This window comes from Larkinella humicola (genome assembly GCF_008727875.1).
Classification (GTDB): Bacteria; Bacteroidota; Bacteroidia; order Cytophagales; family Spirosomataceae; genus Larkinella; species Larkinella humicola.
Genome location: NZ_VTWS01000001.1, coordinates 1,779,126 through 1,800,163, shown reverse-complemented (window position 1 = coordinate 1,800,163; position 21,038 = coordinate 1,779,126). Strand labels below are relative to the sequence as shown.

The 21,038-nt window shown below is 51.2% G+C and carries 19 protein-coding genes; 9 read left to right on the top strand and 10 right to left on the bottom strand.

The features are described 5' to 3' along the window. Window positions 1-4: 4 nt before the first annotated feature. The 3 genes from F0P93_RS07700 to rsfS all read right to left on the bottom strand — a co-directional run bounded on the left by F0P93_RS07700 (window position 5) and on the right by rsfS (window position 3,773). Window positions 5-943 (bottom strand): acetylxylan esterase, encoded by a 939-nt coding sequence (locus F0P93_RS07700; RefSeq protein WP_191908750.1) that lies wholly within the window; start codon window positions 941-943, stop codon window positions 5-7. Window positions 944-1,191: 248 nt separating this feature from the next. Continuing rightward, window positions 1,192-3,222 (bottom strand): ATP-dependent zinc metalloprotease FtsH, encoded by a 2,031-nt coding sequence (ftsH, locus tag F0P93_RS07695; RefSeq protein ID WP_150875736.1) that lies wholly within the window; start codon window positions 3,220-3,222, stop codon window positions 1,192-1,194. Between the two features lie 167 nt (window positions 3,223-3,389). After that, window positions 3,390-3,773 (bottom strand): ribosome silencing factor, encoded by a 384-nt coding sequence (gene rsfS / locus F0P93_RS07690; RefSeq protein ID WP_114405957.1) that lies wholly within the window; start codon window positions 3,771-3,773, stop codon window positions 3,390-3,392. Window positions 3,774-3,876: 103 nt separating this feature from the next. On the opposite strand from rsfS, the gene F0P93_RS07685 reads away from it, so the two are divergent. Continuing rightward, a complete protein-coding gene (locus F0P93_RS07685; RefSeq protein ID WP_150875735.1) occupies window positions 3,877-4,650 on the top strand; it encodes a biotin--[acetyl-CoA-carboxylase] ligase in 774 nt (257 codons plus the stop codon). A gap of 63 nt (window positions 4,651-4,713) precedes the next feature. On the opposite strand, the gene F0P93_RS07680 is transcribed toward F0P93_RS07685, so the two are convergent. Both F0P93_RS07680 and pgeF read right to left on the bottom strand, forming a co-directional pair. Next, complete coding sequence (locus F0P93_RS07680) at window positions 4,714-4,971, bottom strand: GlsB/YeaQ/YmgE family stress response membrane protein (RefSeq protein ID WP_150875734.1); 258 nt, start codon at window positions 4,969-4,971, stop codon at window positions 4,714-4,716. A gap of 80 nt (window positions 4,972-5,051) precedes the next feature. Then, entirely contained in the window at window positions 5,052-5,816 is a 765-nt protein-coding gene (pgeF, locus tag F0P93_RS07675) for a peptidoglycan editing factor PgeF (RefSeq protein WP_150875733.1), read from the bottom strand. Between the two features lie 319 nt (window positions 5,817-6,135). Here pgeF and F0P93_RS07670 point away from each other — a divergent pair, with 319 nt between their 5' ends. Continuing rightward, on the top strand, window positions 6,136-6,522 hold the full coding sequence (locus tag F0P93_RS07670) for a T9SS type A sorting domain-containing protein (protein ID WP_150875732.1): 387 nt from the start codon (window positions 6,136-6,138) through the stop codon (window positions 6,520-6,522). Between the two features lie 60 nt (window positions 6,523-6,582). On the opposite strand, the gene F0P93_RS07665 is transcribed toward F0P93_RS07670, so the two are convergent. Beyond that, window positions 6,583-7,431 (bottom strand): sugar phosphate isomerase/epimerase family protein, encoded by an 849-nt coding sequence (locus F0P93_RS07665; RefSeq protein ID WP_150875731.1) that lies wholly within the window; start codon window positions 7,429-7,431, stop codon window positions 6,583-6,585. Between the two features lie 165 nt (window positions 7,432-7,596). Beyond that, the gene (gene radA / locus F0P93_RS07660) at window positions 7,597-8,973 is read right to left on the bottom strand and encodes a DNA repair protein RadA (protein WP_150875730.1); all 1,377 of its coding nucleotides are present in this window, start codon (window positions 8,971-8,973) and stop codon (window positions 7,597-7,599) included. A gap of 197 nt (window positions 8,974-9,170) precedes the next feature. Here radA and F0P93_RS07655 point away from each other — a divergent pair, with 197 nt between their 5' ends. Beyond that, window positions 9,171-9,863, top strand: a complete 693-nt coding sequence (locus F0P93_RS07655) for a porin family protein (protein ID WP_150875729.1) — start codon at window positions 9,171-9,173, stop codon at window positions 9,861-9,863. A 173-nt stretch (window positions 9,864-10,036) separates the two neighbouring features. Next, the gene (locus F0P93_RS07650; RefSeq protein ID WP_150875728.1) at window positions 10,037-10,720 is read left to right on the top strand and encodes a porin family protein; all 684 of its coding nucleotides are present in this window, start codon (window positions 10,037-10,039) and stop codon (window positions 10,718-10,720) included. Window positions 10,721-10,844: 124 nt separating this feature from the next. On the opposite strand, the gene F0P93_RS07645 is transcribed toward F0P93_RS07650, so the two are convergent. Both F0P93_RS07645 and F0P93_RS07640 read right to left on the bottom strand, forming a co-directional pair. Continuing rightward, window positions 10,845-11,258: a LytR/AlgR family response regulator transcription factor gene (locus F0P93_RS07645; RefSeq protein WP_191908749.1), complete on the bottom strand. Its 414-nt coding sequence runs from the start codon at window positions 11,256-11,258 to the stop codon at window positions 10,845-10,847. Between the two features lie 255 nt (window positions 11,259-11,513). Then, window positions 11,514-11,945 (bottom strand): LytR/AlgR family response regulator transcription factor, encoded by a 432-nt coding sequence (locus F0P93_RS07640; protein ID WP_150875726.1) that lies wholly within the window; start codon window positions 11,943-11,945, stop codon window positions 11,514-11,516. Between the two features lie 216 nt (window positions 11,946-12,161). Here F0P93_RS07640 and pheS point away from each other — a divergent pair, with 216 nt between their 5' ends. The 3 genes from pheS to F0P93_RS07625 all read left to right on the top strand — a co-directional run bounded on the left by pheS (window position 12,162) and on the right by F0P93_RS07625 (window position 15,799). Further along, the gene (gene pheS / locus F0P93_RS07635) at window positions 12,162-13,214 is read left to right on the top strand and encodes a phenylalanine--tRNA ligase subunit alpha (RefSeq protein WP_150875725.1); all 1,053 of its coding nucleotides are present in this window, start codon (window positions 12,162-12,164) and stop codon (window positions 13,212-13,214) included. A 270-nt stretch (window positions 13,215-13,484) separates the two neighbouring features. After that, window positions 13,485-14,771 carry a DUF937 domain-containing protein gene (locus tag F0P93_RS07630; protein WP_150875724.1) on the top strand — a complete coding sequence of 429 codons (1,287 nt, stop codon included), beginning with the start codon at window positions 13,485-13,487 and terminating at the stop codon, window positions 14,769-14,771. A 110-nt stretch (window positions 14,772-14,881) separates the two neighbouring features. Then, a complete protein-coding gene (locus F0P93_RS07625; protein WP_150875723.1) occupies window positions 14,882-15,799 on the top strand; it encodes a TspO-related membrane protein in 918 nt (305 codons plus the stop codon). Between the two features lie 78 nt (window positions 15,800-15,877). Here F0P93_RS07625 and F0P93_RS07620 read toward each other — a convergent pair whose 3' ends face one another. Then, window positions 15,878-17,752, bottom strand: coding sequence for a heparinase II/III domain-containing protein (locus F0P93_RS07620; protein WP_150875722.1), 1,875 nt, complete (start codon window positions 17,750-17,752; stop codon window positions 15,878-15,880). 193 nt (window positions 17,753-17,945) lie between these two features. On the opposite strand from F0P93_RS07620, the gene F0P93_RS07615 reads away from it, so the two are divergent. Both F0P93_RS07615 and F0P93_RS07610 read left to right on the top strand, forming a co-directional pair. After that, window positions 17,946-19,316, top strand: a complete 1,371-nt coding sequence (locus tag F0P93_RS07615; RefSeq protein WP_150875721.1) for a Gfo/Idh/MocA family protein — start codon at window positions 17,946-17,948, stop codon at window positions 19,314-19,316. After that, the gene (locus F0P93_RS07610; protein WP_150875720.1) at window positions 19,317-21,032 is read left to right on the top strand and encodes a hypothetical protein; all 1,716 of its coding nucleotides are present in this window, start codon (window positions 19,317-19,319) and stop codon (window positions 21,030-21,032) included. The last annotated feature ends 6 nt before the right edge of the window (window positions 21,033-21,038 follow it).

Sequence of the window (21,038 nt, the reverse complement as noted above, 5' to 3'; positions counted from 1 at the left end):
GAAGCTACAAATGACAATCCAGCCATTTCCAGCTTCGGTTGTAAAAATCCAGGCAGGTCGTATGGGGTAGATTCGGGTAGGTTTTGAGCTGTTTTTTCCCTTTCACGCGCTTGAAAAAAGACTGGATTGTGGCTTCGGGACAAGTCGTATCTTTTCCTCCGGCGCTGAGGAATACTGGTTTATGAAACCGGTGCGCCAACTGATAGGGGTCGAAATAATCCAGGGTCGCTAACGTCTGTTCGTTATTTTTGCCGGCTTTATCAAGGAGCGACTTGACGAGTGAACCCTGGAGGGTAGCGGCAAGGCGAAAGTTGCAGAGAAAAGGTACGTGGGCTACCACCACTTTTACTCTGGCGTCTATAGCGCCTACTGCTAACGCTATTCCGCCCCCCTGACTCGTTCCTGCCAGGGCGATCCGGCTGGGGTCAATTTCCGGTCTGGACACGGCAAAGTCAATGGCACGCATGACATCTGCATAGCACCCCTGGTAATACATTCCCTGGGGGTGTTCGGTGTTCAGGGTCAGTTTGTCATCCTGGTTTAGCTTCATGAAGGGGGCCGATTCTCCCTGGCCGCGCGGGAAAACCTGTAAAATGGCATATCCACGCTGGCATTCGCTTAACATAATGCCCTGCTGTGATCCGCCATAGCCGGGTACGGTAACAATAACCGGCCAACGTTTTGTTTTGTCGAGCGATTCGCCTTCGATCGGAAGTGATAACAGGGCTCGTATTCGAACACCGCCCAGGCTTGTCAGCGTTACGGCGAACACCTTATAGGGGAGAGCATCACGCCGGGCTTCTACCAAACTAGTCATTGGTTCGCGTTTCAGTTGCTGTTCCGTCTCCTGCCAGAAGTGGTCAATCTGGTGGGAGAGGGGATCGTCCGTTTTCTGAACTGCCCGGTTTTTGTTCTGGTGAGTGAGCGCTGAACAAGTTAGCATTAAATACAACCATACTGGAAGTGTATAAAGAGGCAGAACTCCTAAGGGCGCAGGCATGGCAGTAAAAAAACGGGTGTTACGCATTCAAAAATAGGAAAGCGATGACTCCGTTTTTAATACGATTTTATCGGTTTTTAGTGTTATTCTTCATTTATTCCTTGATCGGCGCCTGCCTAAACCGGGCTGATATGCAAAAAGCCGACCCAGGGGTCGGCTTTTTGCATATACTAAGTCTTCTGTTGTGGCTCTTACGACAACGCTGGCAGATCCGGCGTGGGCAGGGGTTTGGTTTGTTCCGGTTTGCTTTCCGTTCCAATCACTTCCTCCACCACCTCGCTGTTGTTCTTGTACGCCTGATACGTCGTTTCTTTCTGGAAAGGACGTTTACCCAGAATCCGGACGAGGTCTTTCTGGAAGAGGATTTCTTTCTCCAGCAGTTCTTTCGCTACGGCTTCCAGACCGGCCCGGTTTTCGGCCAGCAACGCTTTGGTCCGAATGTAAGCCTGGTCGATAATCTTGCGAACTTCGTCGTCAATGGCTTCGGCAGTTGCTTCTGAATACGGTTTGTTGAACTGGTATTCGCTCTGTTTTGAATCGTAAAACGAAACGTTACCAATTTTGTCATTCATTCCGTACATGGTCACCATGCTATACGCCAGCTTCGTAATCCGTTCAAGATCACTGAGGGCACCGGTCGAAATTTTACCGAAGACGTTGTCTTCCGCAGCCCGGCCACCGAGCGTCATACACATCTCGTCGATGAGCTGCTCCGTACGGTACAGATACTGTTCGCGGGGCAGATACTGCGCATAACCCAGTGCGGCTACCCCACGCGGAACAATCGTTACCTTCACCAGCGGATCGGCATGTTCGAGAAACCAGCCCGTAACGGCATGACCCGCTTCGTGATAGGCCACAATCTCTTTTTCTTCCGGTGCAATGAGTTTATTTTTCTTCTCAAGTCCCCCGATAACGCGATCCATGGCGTACTGGAAGTCCTGCATATCGACCGATTCCTTGTTTCGGCGGGCGGCAATCAAAGCCGCTTCGTTACAAACATTGGCAATATCAGCCCCCGCAAAACCGGGCGTTTGAGCTGCCAGTTCCCGTGGATCCACATCGGTATTCAGTTTGATCGGTTTTAAGTGGACCTTGAAAATCGCTTCGCGACCCACAATATCCGGTTTATCGATGCTGATGGTACGGTCAAACCGGCCCGGACGCAGCAAAGCCGAGTCTAACACATCAGGACGGTTGGTCGCGGCCAGAATAATGATCCCGGAGTCGGTGGCAAAACCGTCCATCTCAACCAGCAGGGAGTTCAGTGTATTTTCGCGTTCGTCGTTCGCGCCGGGCATGGAACCCCGTCCGCGCGACCGGCCAACCGCGTCAATTTCGTCAATGAAGATGATACAGGGCGCTTTTTCCTTGGCTTGCTTAAACAGGTCACGAACCCGGGCAGCACCGACACCAACGAACATCTCGACAAAGTCGGAACCGGAAAGTGAGAAGAAAGGAACGCCGGCTTCACCTGCTACGGCTTTCGCCAGCAGTGTTTTACCTGTACCCGGAGGGCCTACCAGCAAGGCCCCTTTCGGAATCTTGGCACCGAGTTTGGTAAACTTGGTGGGGTTTTTCAGGTAATCGACGATTTCCTTGATTTCTTCTTTGGCTTCGTCCAGACCCGCCACGTCGTTAAACGTGATCTTCACCCGGTTTTCAGCGTCGAATAAAGCGGCTTTCGATTTTCCGATATTGAAAATCTGACCCCCCGGACCCGCACCCCCCGACATCCGGCCCAGCAGAAAATACATGGCCAGAATCATGACGATAAAGAAACCCCAGGTTTGCAGAAAACCGCTCCAGTCGCTTCGCTGTTCGATCTTGTAATCAATTTTCTCGTTATCAGGGATGCCTTCCTGGATGCGATCCAGGTCTTTTTTAAACGACTCGGCCGACGACACCCGGAAACTGAAGTGGGGACCGGCTTCGGAGTTAAAATACGATTTGTCCTGAAATTGCGTCCGGTATTTTTGTTGCAGAGCCTGTTGCGTCAGGGTAATTTCTACAACCTCATTGTTCACAATGACTACCTTGTCAACTTCCTTATTCTTAACCATTTTTTCAAATCCGCGGATGGTCGTCTCCCGGACGGCGCTGCTGCGGTTGAAAAAGGTTATCCCGAGGATCGCTGCAATCAGGATCGCTACAATCCAGCCCTGGAAGTTTGGCCGACGGGGAGTTCTGGGTGAAAGTGGATTTCTATTATTATCAGGCATTTTTGCAACAGAATTACGGCTAAATACACAAAAAAGGAAACACCATTTGATAATGGATTGTTTCTACTGGGTTTGGGATTCGATAAACGGGGAGTAGCCGGGGTAGATGGTCGTATGAGCGGATAAACACTCGTTCAGTTACCTGCTTCCGGGTAAAGCCGTTTCGATCAGGCAAAGGTTTCTTCCACAAGGTGGATTTCAGCGTCACCCCAAAGTTGCTCGAGGTCATAGAATACCCGGCGTTCTTTTTTGAAAACATGAACGACAACATCCACGTAATCGAGCAGAATCCATTCCCGATTCATTTTGCCTTCCTCATGCCAGGGATTGATTTTACTGGCCTTGAATACTTCTTCTTCAACTGAATCGGCGATGGCATCAATCTGCGTGTCGGATGTCCCGGAGCAGATGACGAAGTAGTCAGAAATGGCATTTTTAACGTCGCGAAGATCCATGACAACAATGTCAACAGCCTTCTTTTCCTGCATTCCCTTCACGACGAGTTTGCACAGTTCTTCGGATGATAAGTCCTTCGGTTTATTTATTCTCATGCTACTGGTTTAAATTGCAAAGACCGAAACCAGCGGGTACGTTTACTAAGAACTAGATTTTGTACCATAATTCGGTATTCATCCAACTAAATGTATTAAAAATTTGTACAAGTTTCGACCCAAAACGCTTTTTATTGGCCAAAAAATTAATTACCTGCCAACTTGTCAGTCTACAAACGACGTTGCAGCCGATCTGATTGCGTCCGAAACCGCGCTGGACGGAGCCGTCGTCATAACTGGTAATCAAACCGCCGGACGAGGACAACGCGGGAATCAGTGGGAAGCCCAACCCAACCAGAACCTGACATTTTCGGTCATTCTTCAGCCCACATTCCTGCAAGCTTCAGAACAGTTCTGGCTGAACATTGCCATTTCGCTGGGAATCAGCGACTGGCTGGCCACGTATGTGGGTGACCGCTTGAAAATCAAGTGGCCCAACGATCTCTACGTTCTACAGCGTAAAATTGGTGGAATATTAATTGAAAATACACTGTATGGCTATACAATTGCTTGGTCGGTAGTTGGAATTGGGTTAAACATCAACCAAACCCGCTTTCAAACGCCAACCGCCACTTCCCTCAGCAATGAAACACCAAATGACCTTGATTTCGTTCTGCCGGAACTATTCCCGTCACTATTGGAGTCGCTCGAGCGCCGTTATCTGGCTTTGCGGGCCGGACAGCGCGATGTATTAAAAACGAACTACCTCCAGCGATTATTCCGCTATCAGGAAGAAAGTGAGTTTAGAGCCGATGGCAAGCATTTCCGCGGTATCATCGTTGGCGTCGAAGAAACCGGTCGGCTGGCCATCCAGGTGGGCGATAAGCTTCGGAGTTTTGCTTTTAAGGAAGTGGAGTTTGTGATTGATGGCGATTGAATATCGAATAAAGACTGTTGAATTTCGAAATCGAATAACGAATCGTGAAGTGCTGGGAGCCGGTTAGGTGGTTTTGCGGGAACCTTTGATGAGGGCCGCGATGCCCAGGATGATAACGGCACCCACAAAAGCGGTCAAAACCCGGTCGAGAACACCACCGGCTCCCGTTGCAAAGGTGCTGCCGAAAATCCAGCCACCGACGAAGGCACCGGCAATGCCTAACAAGATCTCGGTGAATAAGGAAAATGAGAAGCGTTTAAAAAGAAGATCGGCCAGCCAGCCGGCAATGGCTCCAACCAGAATGGTCATCAATAGTCCCATGGCTTTCAAAGCGTTTAGTTTGTAGGCAATAGAACTCAGGCTGAGTCGGTTTGTTTTACAATTTTCTCCGGAACCAGCGGTTATTCCGCCGGTCGGAAACCAATCACCGCAACCATCCGCCCCGTATTGCCCTTTTCGATTCGGTAGGAAAAGAAATCCCGGTTATGCGTGACCGTCGAATAGGGAGAAACGCCAACCTGGCTGGCCGGAATACCGGCGTTGATCAGTTGAGCCACATTGGCAGCTTTCAAGTCGACCAGGTATTTCTGACGTTCACTGTCAAATACTTTGTGGGTTTCGTCAAATTGTTCGGCGACCTCGTTGCCAACCTCGAAGGAATTCTGATCGATGCAGGTGCCGACGTAGGCAAAACACTGAGCGGGTTGAGAGCCAAACTGATCGTTCATAGCCTGAACGGTTTTCTCAACGATTCGGGCCACTGTACCGCGCCAGCCGGCGTGAATAGCCGCCACGGCCTGTTGTCCGGCATCGTAAATCAGGATGGGCGTACAGTCGGCCACCGTAACCGTCAGAAAAAGATGAGGCAGGTTGGTTATCAACGCATCATATCCTGCAAACCGCCCCGCTTGCAGAACGGTCAGAATCCGGTCGCCATGAACCTGGTGCGAAGAAGCCACCTGCTCCGGGTCAATACCGAGACTGGAAAAAAAGCGACGGCGGTTTTCCTCAACATGTTCGGGCAAGTCGGTGGTATTCAAACCAACGTTGAGGGAGGAAAAGGGGAAAGGGCTAATGCCGCCGTGGCGGGTGCTTTCGGCGGCAATAACCGATTGAAAAGGCTGAAATACCGTTGGAATTTGATGAAGTGATTCTAACGCAATCATTCGACGTATTCGGTTATAACAAATTCTGCACTATCGGATTTTGGGTTATGAAAATTTTGAAACAACCCGCTGAATTACCCTCATTTATTCTTGCAAAAAGGCAAAATTCAAAATTTAATTATTTATAACTTGTTGATAATCTGAATGTTATCTATATTTTTTTATCGGTTACCGTTCGATTGTTCATCCAGAAAACAAACCGTTCGTCGGGGTGCATCAACCGCTGGCGTACTATCTGTCGCTCCATACGACTGGGAGCCGCTATATTTGAATCGTCAATCAGACATAAACAACAAATAAGAACAACTTTAAACACACCATGAAAACGTTCATTTCTTCCGTACTCGTCGCGCTGGCCGTAAGCGCATCAACCGTATCTTTTGCAAACTCTGACAACGAAAAAGTGGCCGGCACTTATCAGGTGGGCTTGTACCCCTCCGCTCAAAATGCCAAGGTCAACGTAATGGTTGCCAAAGAAAAAGGATCTTCACTGAACATACAACTGCTGGATGGCAGCGGTGTGGTTCTGGCTACCCAGCAATTGGACAAGAACGAAACGACCACCCGCACCCGGTTTGACCTGAGTCAACTGGAAGACGGAAAATATAAAGTGGTCGTAACGGACGGGACTTCTAAAATTGTGAAAGAAGTTAACCTCCAAACCAAAACACCGGTTCAACCTGAGCGCTCTGTTTCTCTGCGCTGATAATCCGGCATTTCCACACCAAAAAAGAGCCCCAATCGCAGGATGGGGGCTCTTTTTGGTTTATTTGGATTTGCTGTAGGCACTTCGAAAGTATTTCACACTTTCGGCAATTTCGGGGCCGTTGTTTTCCCAGTGGTATTCATATTCGACGGAGATCGGGCCTTTGAACTTTTGGCGTTTGAGTTCCGCAATCACGGCATCCACCTTGCAATCGCCGGTTCCCCAGATCACATCGTGGTATTTGCCATCGGGTGTATCTTTCTTCACGTCTTTGAAGTGCATACCCAGAATGTGGCCCTGCAATTTTTTCAGACAATCGACGGGATCCAGACCCGAACGCACCCAGTGGCCGATGTCGGCGCAGGAACCCACGTATTTGCTCGTGCCAATCACCGCCAGAACCGAGTCGGGATGCCAGTAGTGCGACGGTTTGGGGTGATTATGGAGGGCCACATTGATTTTGTATTCGTCGGCCAACCGACCAATGTACGGCATCTGCTCCACTTTGGGTTCGGTATTGATGTTCTTGATTCCCATATCTTTGGCGAATTCGAACAACGCTTTCCAGTCGGCTTCATTCGGAGCGTTGACAACCCCAAAGGCAACGAGCGTCAACCCCTTGTCTGCCACCAGTTTTTTAACGGCCTGACGCGTAGCCGCGTCCATTTTGTAATCCATTTTGCCTTCGATGCCGCCCCCAATGGTCTGGCCCGGAAAAGCCTCCACATATTTCAAACCGCAGCTATCGATCTTGCGAATGGCTTCGGCAAAGGTGAACAGCCGGAAGGAATACGACTGGGAGCCAAGCTTCCACCCGGCTTTGTCTTCAGGATTGCGTTGAGCAAACGAGGTGAGGGTGCTGAAAGCCAGAAAGCCAGCCACCAGCAGACAATGTTTCATGCGGTTCATTCGATACGGATTTAGTAGATCGGAGCAAAAGTAAAAAAACTATCCAGTTAAATTGCTGAATGGTTTTGATGGTTAAAAAGGTTTTGATGGTTGAAATTTCAGGATGCTTTTAGCCATGAGAACCATCATAACCATTTTTATCCATAGTCAACCATTGAAACCCATTCAACCCATCAAAACGCCCTGAAAAACTTCATCCAGTTTGCTGACGGGTTTGATTTTGATTTTATAACTGTCAAAATCCAGCCCCTTTATGTTGTATTTCGAAATGAAGATCTGTTTGAAACCCAGTTTTTCGGCTTCCGAAATCCGGGATTCAACGCGATGAACGGCGCGAACTTCGCCCCCCAGACCCACTTCGGCCGCAAATGCCACCGACGACGGGATGGAAATATCCTCGTAACTCGAAACGATGGCGGCACAAACCGACAGATCAATCGCCGGATCTTCTACTTTGAGTCCGCCGGCCACATTCAGAAAAACGTCCTGCTGACCCAGCCGAAAACCGCCCCGTTTTTCGAGAACCGCCAGCAGCATCTGCAAACGTTTGTTGTCGAAACCGGTGCTGCTCCGTTGGGGCGTTCCGTAGTTGGCGATGCTCACCAGGGCCTGAATTTCAATCAGTAACGGGCGGTTGCCTTCCACCATCGAACCGATGGCAATGCCGCTGAGGGCTTCGTCGCGTTGCGAAATTAGAATTTCAGAGGGGTTGGTAACCTGCCGCAGACCGGTTCCCTGCATTTCGTAAATGCCCAGTTCGGAGGTGCTGCCAAAGCGGTTTTTGGTCGTGCGCAGAATGCGGTAGGTTGTGTGCCGGTCGCCTTCAAAGGTCAAAACCGTATCCACCATGTGTTCCAGCACTTTGGGGCCAGCCAGCGAGCCGTCTTTGGTGATGTGACCGACCAAAAACACCGGCGTACCGCTTTCCTTGGCGTACTTCATGAATTCGGCGGTACACTCCCGAACCTGCGAAACGCTGCCTGCTCCCGATTCGACCAGTGATGAGTGCATAGTCTGGATGGAGTCGATGATGAGCACTTCCGGCTCAAAGTGTTCGACAGTCCGGAAAATATTCTGCGTCGAGGTTTCGGTCATGATGTAGCAGTCGCTGACCGGAACCGGCAGTCGCTCGGCGCGCATTTTGATCTGCTGTTCGCTTTCTTCGCCCGATACGTATAAGACCCGCGTGTCGTTCAAACCGAGCGCAATCTGCAAAAGCAGGGTCGATTTGCCGATGCCCGGTTCACCGCCAATCAACACCAGCGATCCCGGAACAATACCGCCCCCGAGTACCCGGTTTAGCTCGGCATCGGGCGTCAGCGTCCGTTCCTGTTCTTCGTAGTTAATCGCGTGAATGGCTTTCGGTTTGGCGGCTGTTTTGGTCGCTGCGGACGGTCGCCAGTTGCCTGCCACGGGTTCTTCCTTCGTAATCACCTCTTCCACAAAGGTATTCCACTCACCACAAGCCGGGCAGCGGCCCAGCCATTTGGGAGCCTGAGTGCCACAATTCTGACAGAAAAAAGTTGTTTTTGTTTTTGCCATTAAACCTTTGGTTACAATCGCGCTTCTAAGCAGGGTGCTGTGCCAGAATAGGGGGAAAAGGTCTGTTACGTGTCCTGGGTGAAATTCGCTTCTGCAAAGAACGCGATGCGCTCGTTCAGTAACAATATACTAAAAAAAACTGGTTTGGCATAGCACATTGGCCGTCGTTCTCGTTATTCACTCAAACATCGCTTCAAATGAAAAAAATCCTGTTTTTGGGACTGGTTATGATCCTGCCTTCCCTAACGTTTGCCCAATTCAGTATTGGTATCAAGGGGGGGGTAAACCTGTCCCAGTTCACCATGGGCGACTTTGTGACCACGCGCCTGAATGCCAACGGCACTCCCCAGGTGAATGTCAGCGGTCAGATCATTCGCGATAATTTGAAAGAAAGTTTCAACAGCAAAACCGGCTGGGCTTACGGAATTTATACCCGGTTTGGAAAAAACATTTACATCCAGCCCGAACTCCTGGTTTCGTCAAAAGGCGGCTCATTCGACATTGTTCGCGACATCAACGGTCAGCCGACCACGGAGACGGTTTCAATAAAAACCACCAATTTCGACGTACCGATTTTGCTGGGTTTAAAAGGTGGTCCGATCCGGGTTGTGGCCGGGCCCATCGTATCGTTCCGCATCAGTGATGATCAGAAATTGCGTGATGCTCTGGAGGACTACACCTCGGGCAGTCTGAACAACGCCCTGGCCAAAGCGACGTACGGCTATCAGGTTGGGCTTGGCCTGGATTTGGGACGGTTTGGGATTGATGTCCGCCGGGAAGGAAGCCTGTCCGATGTGGCTTCCGTGAACCTGGGAGGGGATGCTAATTCGGCTCAATTCAGCCAGCGACTCAAATCGTGGCAGGTAACCCTGGCGATGCGGCTGTTCTAGCATCACGTCACATGCCATTCATACTTCAGCGGGACGGTTCTTTTGTGAAAAGAACCGCCCCGCTTTTTTTATGAAACCGGCGGGCGTTACCGTTTGCACAGTTATCGAAACAGAATCAGGCTCTTTCTGCTACCTTGCCCGTCCATTTATCCTCATCTAACAGAGCAATACGAATGAAACGGCTTTTAGTGATCCTGTTCCTGATGCCAGCACTCTCATTTGCCCAGGGGGGCAAGTTCTTCTCGTTTGGGCTGAAAGTGGGTGCCAATTTCTCGCAACTCAACACGCTTGAGTTGAAAACGCCCCGCCTGACTGCTGGCGGTGTTCCGGTTACCTCGGGTGGACAAATTGTCTATGATTTTTTTCGCAACAACGACAGCCGAACCACCGGGATCGTGGGCGGAGCCTATTTTCGTTTGGGTAGAAAGCTGTTTATCCAGCCTGAATTGCTGGTTTCGGCGAAAGGAGGAACGTTTGACCTGATTCAAACCGGCCTGGCGACGCGGTCCATCGATGTAAAATTTACCACCTTCGATGTGCCGGTTCTGATCGGGTTCAAACTGGGACCCCTCCGGCTGAATGCCGGGCCGATGATGTCATTGACCATTTCGGAAGATAAAAACCTGAAAGAAGCGTTTACGCAGTACACCAATCAGCCGATCGACGACACGTTCAAACAGGCGGTGTTTGGCTATCAGGCCGGGGCCGGCTTGAGTCTGGCCGGTTTTCAACTGGACTTGCGGTATGAAGGAAATCTGTCAGATTTGTCCCGGATCGGCATCAAAACGCCTACGGATGACACCCGGTTTACGACGAAATCGACCTTGTGGCAGTTGACGCTGGGCTACGGTTTCTGAATCTTTAGAAATCGCAAAGGGAATAAAAAAACATGCCGTTGTCACGTCCCGAAGGAGCCGACAACGGCTGTTCTGCTCAACTAACCCAAAATAAACCGTATATGTAATGTTGTATGGATGGCAATCAGTTGAATAACGACTGCATGAAACCGTTCAAGCGCTGGCTGATTTCCTTCATCCGGCGCCGGGAGATGGCTACCTCCTGGCCGTCGGTCAACCGAACGATGCGCTCGGTGGCGAAGACGCTGAACTGGACGTAAGCCAGGTTGATGATGGTCGATTTATGAATCCGCAGGAACATCGACTGATCGAGCATGTGCTCGAACGCTTTCAATGTTTTGGAAACCAGATACCGCTTCTTGTCACGCGTTGTGATGAACGTATAATTTCCTTCTCCGTGCAGACTAACGACGTCATCCACCGAGATCATGATATTGCGATTCAGGTAAGGCAGCGCGATGCGGCTCGCGTTACGCTGATACATCCGGGGAAACAATGGTTGCAGTGTCGTAGAGGAAGGATATGCGAGCGATTCCATAGCGATTGACGATTAGAGTTTTGTTTATGTTTTTTGTTGTTACTGACATGACAAAACTAGCTCAAATTGCCGTTCACTAAAAAGGAAGGCTTGACATTTAGCGACTTACCTGATTGGTTAAGTGACTAAATATCAAGCCTTTATCTTGTAAATTGTGCGGTTACATTCCGTATATCCCCTTGACCGATTACGTATTTCTACGTAGTGACGGTTTGCGTATACTACACATAACCTGCGGGAATTTAGCGGTATGAATTACCGTACAATACTCGGTGAGAAATTGCGAATTCGGTCTATAAAGTTTTGAGCCCGGCGCCGGGAGATTTTTACTTGCTGTCCATCGTTCAATTCCAGTTCGCCTTCTTTCTTGACGTAGAAACGGCGGACATAACACAGATTCACGATGCATGATTTATGAACGCGTACAAATGCTTCACCATCCAAAAGATCTTCGTATTCTTTCAAGGTCCGTGATACCAGCATGCGGGTGCCATCTTTCAGGAAAAAATTCGTGTAATTCCCGGAACCTTCCAGACGGACAATTTCTTCGAGTGAGATCGTTCTTTTTCGGTCGTAAAAAGGAATGAGAAGTTTTTGGGCAACGGAGGGGGTGGACTTTTTTTCCACACTTTTGGGGAATTTTGTGGACACTTGGTCGAAAAGATTTTCCTTTAAGATGGATTCCATAATGGATCGAGTAAGATTGTGTAACAAAGAATTTGTATTGATTTTGAGCAGGTTACCTCTGATTGTGCGGTATTTTCGAAGATGTACCTCAGTCGCCTGTTGTCAATACACCGCCCAACAACCGTACCGCGACATGTGATGAACGGTCAAGATCTATTTTTAACGGTGCCCGGAAAATGGTTATCTTTGCCACAACCCCGACAGAATACAAAGCGCATGCTGGATAAAGTCAAAGAAATTTATCAGGAGATTGAAGAGGTTCAAATTCAATCCAAGGATCAGTTGGAACAATTCCGTCTTCGCTACATCGGACGGAAAGGCGTCGTTACGGATCTGTTTGAGAAATTAAAGCAGGTACCGCAGGAAGACCGTCGGGCCGTCGGTCAGGAGTTAAATTCGCTGAAAGATTTTGCCCAGCAGCGGTTTAAAGAGTTCAGTACGTCGCTGGAAAACGGCCAGGCCGACGAGGTAACCGCCCCCGCCGACCTGAGTCTTCCGGTAGTTCCGAATCAGTATGGAGCGCAACATCCGCTCACTATTGTACGTCAGCAAATCATCCGTATTTTTGGCCGGATCGGGTTCAGCGTGGCGGATGGCCCCGAAATCGAAACCGACTGGTATAATTTCGGTGCCCTGAACTTTCCGGATAATCACCCGGCCCGCGACATGCAGGACACGTTTTTTGTGGAAAAAAAGAGCAGTGGTGCCCCCGCCGACTTGTTATTGCGGACGCATACGTCGAATGTGCAGATCCGGTTGATGGAGCATCAGAAATACAATACAACCTTCCAGCCCATCCGCGCCATCATGCCCGGACGGGTCTACCGCAACGAAGCCATTTCGGCGCGGGCGCATTGCATGTTTCACCAGATTGAAGGTTTATACGTTGATAAGAACGTCGGATTCAAGGACCTGAAAGACACGCTCTACCATTTTGTGAAGGAGATGTTTGCCAAAGATGTAAAAATTCGGTTCCGGCCTTCCTATTTTCCGTTTACCGAACCCAGCGCCGAAATCGACATTTCGTGCCAGATCTGCCACGGAAAAGGCTGTAACATTTGCAAACACAGCGGTTGGGTCGAAATCGCCGGGTCCGGAATGGTCGATCCGAACGTTCTGCTGAATTGTGGCATTGATCCGGAGGAATATACCGGGTATGCGTTCGGGATGGGTGTTGAGCGCATTACACAGCTTCGTTACGGGGTAAATGACCTGCGGCTGTACACCGAAAACGACGTGCGGTTTCTCCGCCAGTTTCAGGGTGCCTGATCGGGTGGGAGGATGGCTGTAAAAGAAAAGAGGGAAAAAAGGTTTGACGGTTTCTACCTTCAAATTTCTTTTCTCCTATTTATTACCTCTTTTCTCTTACTTCGATCCTCTCACTTCTTTTTTTTGTCTAAAATGCAGCCCGGATTTTCACTTCCCGCTTCTGGCTCCTTTTTTTTGTCTAACTTTATCCTTCATATTGTATTCGTCAGCCTCGTGTATGCGGATGTGGTCTATGTGTTGATGTGTTAGTTCCCATGCAATATCGTCTTTATGAATTTATTAGTCGAACTGAAAGAAAACCTGACTGATTCGGTTGTTTCCCGGGCGGCCTATTACGTTGATGAGAATCCGGAAAAAACCCGGGTCGCCCTGGAAGGGCTGATTCATACCGTAGTAGCGGGTCTGATGAAACGGACAACGACCGAAATCGGGGTTAATCAATTATATAATGCCATTCAAAAGGGAAAGTTCGACGCCAATCTCGTCGCTACCTTTCCCGAACTCCTCCGAGATCCCGAGCAAATTAACCGGCTGGCCGACCAGGGTAGCAACAGCATCAGCCACCTGCTGCCCGCCATGAAAAGTGCCATTGGGCTGGCTATTTCCGGCTATGCCAACATCAAGAACTCCGCGGCCATTACCTTGCTGGGGCTGGTGACACCCCTGGTGTTGGGAACACTGAATAAACTGGTGGTGGAAAAAAAACTGGATGCTGACAGTTTGGCCGCCCTGCTCGCCGATCAGCGCGACCATCTGATTGAATTGACCCCCGAACGGCTGCTCGACCGGATTGCTGAAGGATTGAATATCCAGCAACTGCTGGCCGTGGGTGTTACGCCCGCCAAACGAACCGGTCTGGCCGAACGCTCCCCTGTTCAGGAGCGGCAGCGGTTTACGCCCGAACCCGAGGAAGAGGGCAATGGCTCGCTCGTGAAATGGGGCGTTGGAGCGTTGGCACTGCTGGCTTTGGCGGGTGCTGCGTATTACATCTGGAACAATACCCAGTCGTATTCATCGGCTAACGAGGAAGAAGCAACCTCCACCGAATTTGTTGACTCGGCCGCCATCGCACCCGTCGATTCGGCCAAAATCCGTCCGGCCCTTACGGCCCGAACCGATTCGGCTGCTTTGACGACTTTGCCCGGCTCCGGAACGGTCACCAGCCCGATCATGACCGCCCTGGCGAATTACCTGACCAATCCGCAGGCACCAGCCGGACGCAGTTTTAAAGTGCCGGCCCTGGATTTCGAACCGGGGACCGATCAGCTAAAACCCGCCGGAATGGCAACCGTGGGCGAATTGTCGACTTTGCTGAAAAACAACCCGGTTGTGCAAATCCGGTTGGTAGGGTATGCCAACGACGCCGTTCCGCCGATGGGCAACAAAGCCCTGTCCGTTACGCGGGTGTTGAACATCAAAAACCAACTGATCAAATCGGGCATCAACTACATTCGAATCGATGCCATTGGCCTCGGAACCGGCATCAGGCCCGGCGACTCCACTGCTATCGGCAAACCGCGCCTGAAGCAAATCGATGTGAAGGTGGTGATCAAATAAGCCGAAAACTTTCCAACATCTCCCGTTTCTGATTGTTAGCAAACAAGAGGCCCATCCCTGACGCTCAAGTGTCAGGGATGGGCCGTGCTACCGTTTAACAGTCAGATCGTATGAAGAACAACTCATTTTTGTGGCGTCTGGGAACCGCCGTTTTGGTGATTGGCAGTATTCTCTACACGGCAACCGCCAACCGACCGGCAACGTCGTCAACGAAACGAAAGGACGAAGAAGAAACTGATCCGGTTTTGCCCGAATACCGTCAGGTGTTCGATGCCAACCCGATTATTCCCGACGGCTGGACGTTTGGCGTCGTCTGGTCGACCATCTACGCCGGAACGGCAGCTTACGCTGTTCATCAAGCTTTTCCTTCCCAGCTACCCAACCGCCGGTATCGGAAAGCCGCTCCCTGGCTGGCCATCAGCTACGTGCTGAATGCGGTTTTCGGGCGGCTATTCTCCGACCCGCGCATGGAAAGCATGATTGGCTCCGATCTGGTTACGAAAGCCAGCTTGCCGGTGGCACTGGCCCTTCACCACCAACTCGAAATTGGAGAAACCAAAGTCAAAAGCCCGGAGAAATACCTTCGTATTCCATTTAGCCTGTATGCGGGCTGGCTCACCACGGCCTCGGTCGTCGGTACCCCGAATCTGTTGTTGAATCTGAAAGTCTGGAAACCGAACCCTGATCGCGATACACCCGTGTTCATTGGCGTGCTGGGAGCCACCACCGGAGTGGCGTATACCGTGGCCCGGCGGCTCAATGATCCCTGGTATATGCTGCCCTTCGTAGCGGGTTTAGCCGGTATTGCCACGAAGCAATACAGAAAAAATAACGCCATTGCGCTATCAGCCGCAGCATTTTCAATGGTTCTTACAGGCGTGCTGGTGAAGTGGTTGCCACGCGGAAAGTTTGAACCCCTGCAACGCAGAATGGAAGACATCGACGTCACGCTGGAGTCGGAAGAACTGTGGCTGGATGACGAAGATCCAAACGAAGAAGCCGAATCGTATTCGTATACGTCGATTTAGCTTGTGGTTTACGGTATTCGGTGGCTGACGCGTACTTCATGCGTCAGCCACCGTAAACCGTAAACTGTAAACCACAAACTAATCTTTCGGCCACTTCTCCAGGGCCGGCACTTTTGAACCAGCGGTTTTAACGGCTTTTTCGGGGATGAGTAAAACCGTCAGGGCGGTTTTTGAACTGGCGGGAACCTGCACTTCGAAACCGACCCGAATGGTGCCGGGGTTGGCCGCATCGTAGTCGTGGGTTGGCTCGGTCGACCAGGTTTTTAGCACCACCTTTGCCGGTTCGCGCACCTCCAGCATCAGTTTTTTCCCGTCTTTGGTCAGTTCGGCTTTATTCTTTCCGATCAGTTTGACGTCGGCTGGAGTCAGCATCGTCCAGCGAACGGTCGTTTCGGCAGCCGGGCTTTCGAGTTCATCCCGAACCACCACGTAGGCTTTGTTGACCAGCGCAACCCCGCGCGTGGCTTTGGTCAGACCACCTTTGTAGAGGTCTTTCAGATCCATCACCGCGTTCATGAACAAGGGCGTTTTGGCGAGCGACGTGATGGGGGCTTTCTCAAAAACGCGCTGCATCTCGTTGTTGACCGTCAGCGTATTGTGTACAAAGTTGTTGTAGCGGAATACCTGCCAGCGTTGCGAGTCCTGGGCCCGGTTCCACAAATCCACGCCTTTCGATTCCAGCGATTCGTAATCCTGCATCCCGAAATCCATGGCCCAGCGCACCCCGTCGGCTTCCATGATGAACGAGCCGACATCCATGTGCGCGTGGCTGTTGGAGGGGCTGCCCCCTTTGACACCAACATAGATCGCTGCGGGGTCGCTCCACGACGTCCGCATCATAGCCACCGGGTTTTTTCCGTTTCCGCTCCACATCAATTCTTTGGGCTCGGCCATGGAAGCAATTCCAATACCGCCACTCCAGAGCATGGTGGCGGGTAACAAACGGTCTCTGACCAGCTTTTTCGGGTCTTCGTTCATCAGGTTATTTCGTTCGACCCACAGCAGCGAAGGATTTTTCAGGCGATTGGCAAACCAGAACATGGCCGGTTCCAGTCCGCCCCCCAACCCTGAATCGGAATAATTATAGGCATCGCCGGATGGCCCCGTCATGTTTTGCAGATAAGCCGCCGTCTTTAGAAAACCGGGTTGAGCGACCAACCCAAAATCTTTGCCGAATGCTTTTTCCAATGCGCTGATCAACATAACGTTAAAGCTCGTTCCGTAGCCCCAGTAGCTGTAGCCTTCGGGATAGGCTCCATCCGGAATGTAGTCGGCCATGGGCAACACCACCGCATCGACCGCCCGGTTGACGATGCTCTTGGCCAGTTCCGGCTGTTCTTCAAAAATAGCGAGCGCACCGTAGACCATACCGGCGTTGCAAACCTGGTTCCAGTTGTTGCTCGATTTGAGCCAGCTATTGTATTTGGGATTCAAGGACGGTTCAATGCCCTTTTTTAAGATCGCGTCTTTGATGCGGGCGCGGGATTGTTCAGACAAACCGTAGTACAGCCAGTCGTAACCAATCGCCACCGCCATCGTCATTTCACCGACATCCAGAAAGTGTGACGGATTCCAGTCGCTGAAAGCCGAAATGGCGAGCAGTTCTTTTTCGGCCCGTCGCAGGTAATTTTCCTGCTGGGTCATCCGCCAGGCGTAGGACAGGTAAAAAATCCGACGGAGCCCTTCCCGCGATTTACCGAGCAACCGCCGACCAATCTGAATCCGTTCGATGGGGGCTTCATTCAGCAGCACGTCGCATTCGGCCAGGATGACGTTGTGCATTTTCTCCCAGGTTTTGTCGGAACCGATGGTTTGTTTGATCGGCTCTTCTTCGCCTTTCAGCAGCAGAATCCGCGGGTGATTGGGCAGGGAAGCCTGCGTCCCGATGTGGTCGTTTTGGGCCATTACCGGGGTGTAGATCAGCAGTAGAATGGCGAAAAGGGCAGTTTTCATGAAGGGATTAGGAATGGTTTCGTTTGCAAAGCCATAAGTCAGTCCCGGGGGGAAGTCTACCCGTCGGCCGTTTACTAATTGAAAGTTCCTTCTACCTGAATTGGTAGTTTTCCAAAGTTTCGTACTTTACGTACAAAGTACATAATCACCGAATCTTAAACCCCGGCGTCTACCGTCCGAAACCTTCATGTAAATGGATCTTTTTAACATTAACCGACGTCGTTTCCTGCAGGGCGCCACGGCGTCGCTCGCTCTTTCTACGCTGGGTGCCTATGGGATGGATGTGCTCCATCAGGGAAAAACCTGGCGCGTTGCCCTGATCGGAACCGGCTGGTACGGCAAAAGCGATCTGTTCCGGTTGATTCAGGTGGCTCCCGTCGAGGTTATTGCGCTTTGCGATGTCGACAAAAACCAACTGGCAGCCGCTGGAAAACTGGTTAGCCAGCGCCAGAAATCGGGCAAAACACCCAAACTGTATGGTGATTACCGGAAACTCCTGTCCGAAAATGAACTGGACATTGTTCTGGTCGGAACGCCGGACCACTGGCATGCCCTGCAAACCATCGATGCTGTGAAATCCGGAGCGCACGTCTATGTGCAAAAACCGATCAGTGTGGATGTCATGGAAGGCGAATCGATGGTGGCAGCCGCCCGGAAATACAAGAAAGTGGTGCAGGTCGGAACGCAGCGTAAAAGTACCCCGCACCTGATCGAAGCCAAAAAGAACATTGTCGATGCGGGGTTGCTCGGCAAAATCTCGCACGTCGACATGTGTTGCCACATTCACATGCGGGCCAACGGCAATCCACCAGTGACGGCAGTTCCTGATTTTCTGGACTATGAAATGTGGACGGGACCGGCTCCCCTGCGCCCCTACGACGGGTTGCCCCACATCCGGTGGTGGCGGACCTTCAAAGAATACGGCAACGGCATCATGGGCGATATGTGCATCCACATGTTCGACACCGTTCGCTGGATGTTGAAACTCGGCTGGCCAACCCGCATCAGTTCGGAAGGCGGAATTTATGTGCAGAAAGAAGGAAAATCTAATATTCCCGACACGCAATCGGCGGTTTTTGAATACCCCGAATTGAACTGCGTCTGGTCGCAACGGAGCTGGGGAACGCCTACAAACCCCGATTATCCGTGGTCATTTACGCTCTATGGCGAAAAAGGCACTTTGTGGGCCAGCACCATGCAGTACGATTTTATCCCACAGGAGAAAGGCGGGCAAAAAATCCACAAAGATGTTATCTACGAAAAAGAGAAATACCCGGAAGATCTAACCGAAGAGCGCATAGAGCTGAATGCCGCTCCGGCCACCCGTCTGCACATGATCGACTTTCTGGCCGCCATCGAAAAAAGTGGCCGTCCGGTTGCCGACATCGAAGAGGGACACATCTCGACCGCGAGTTGTATTCTGGCCAACATTTCCATGCAAACCGGCCGCCCGATCGTCTACGATCCGGTGAAACGGGAGGTGGTTGGCGACCGTGAAGCGACGGGGCTGCTGACGCGTCCGTACCGGAAACCGTGGATTCACCCTGATCCTAAAAAAGTATAGATGGATCGACGAACATTCGTAGGCATAGCAACCGCAACGGTTTGCAGCCTGCCTACCCTGACTACGGCCACGTTGGCCCGTTCCTATGCCGCTGCGCCCGACACCAAACCGTCGTGGCTGCTTGAGGTCATTAAAGCCAATGACCAGCAAATCGCACAAATCCGGGCAAATCGCATCAAGGACCCTGCCAATCCGGCTTTCGGGGGCTTAAAAGATGGGGATGACATTTTTAGCCCGCAGTCAACGGCTGATTTTGTCCGGCGGAATGCCTGCGCCATTTCCTGCCCGGAATCGACGTTTTACCGGTCGAAAGAACTCCTGACCGAAACCGGTCAGGCGGTAAAATATCTGCTGAAAATCCAGCATTCGGATGGAACCATTGACCTGCTCATGACCAACTTTCATTCGACGCCCGATACCGGTTTTATTGTCAAACGGCTTACCACAGCGTATACCTTGTTGAACCGGTCCGGAACGCCGGGGCTGGAGACGGTTTTGCCTGATTTGAAAACTTTTCTGCAACGGGCGGGTGAAGCGTTGACGGTGGGCGGTATTCACACACCGAATCACCGCTGGGTGGTGTCGGCGGCTTTGACCAAGCTGAACACGCTCTGGCCCGATGCCCGCTACGTAAACCGCATCGAGCAATGGCTGGGTGAACACATCGACATGGATGCGGACGGGCAGTATAACGAGCGCAGCACGCTGGTTTATTCGCCCCTGACCGATCGTTTGCTGATCACGATTGCCAAAGGAATGAACAAACCGGAGATTCTGGAATACGTGCGGAGAAACCTGGCGATGACACTTTACTACATTCACCCGAATGGCGAAGTAGTTACTGAAGCATCAAATCGGCAGGACAAAGCGCTGGTCGGCACGATGGAAGGGTATTATTATCCCGCCCGGTATTTGGCCTTGCACGACAAAAACGGCGAAATGGCGGCTTTGTGCCGTCAAATTGAGAAAACCGTACTGCTCAAGGGCGTTCATTTTCTGGATTATTACCTGGAAGATCCCACGTTTTGGAGTGAATTGCCCGCCAGCAAACCGTTGCCCACCAACTACGTAAAAGCTTTTCCGCATTCGGGTCTGGTTCGGGTTCGGCGCGGGAACTGGGACGCTACCATTTTAAAGGCCAGCCCGGTTTTTCTCACCTTTTCGAAAGGGGAGGCCGTGTTGCAGGGGCTCCGGGTATCGGCTTCTTTTTTTGGAAAAGGGCAGTTTCAATCGGAAAATATCGAGAAGCAGGGCGATAGCTGGGTGTTGAGCCAATCGCTGGACGGCCCGTATTATCAGCCGATTGCCAAGGAAAAAATTGATCCGGCCGGCGATTGGGTAAAAATGCCGCATGCCAGCCGTAAGAAAACCGAGGTTCAGCAGTATCAAGCGAAAGTAACCATTCGGGAAACCGGCAATGGGATGGAAGCGGATATTCAGATTACCGGAACCGAAAACGTACCGGTTTCGGTGGAACTGATCTTCCGGGGCGGTGGAACATTTTCGGGGATTGTGAAGCACCCCACCCGACCCAACGCGCACCTGCTGTCGGCCGATTCGGGTTCGTATACCGTTCAGAATGATACGATTACGTTTGGTCCGGGCAAGGCGTTGCACAAGGGCGTGGTGCTGCGGGGCGCTCTGCCACCCATGGAGGCTCCCACGGTTTACCTGACCGGTTTTACACCGTTTCAGCACACGATCAAGCTGTCGTAAAGCAGA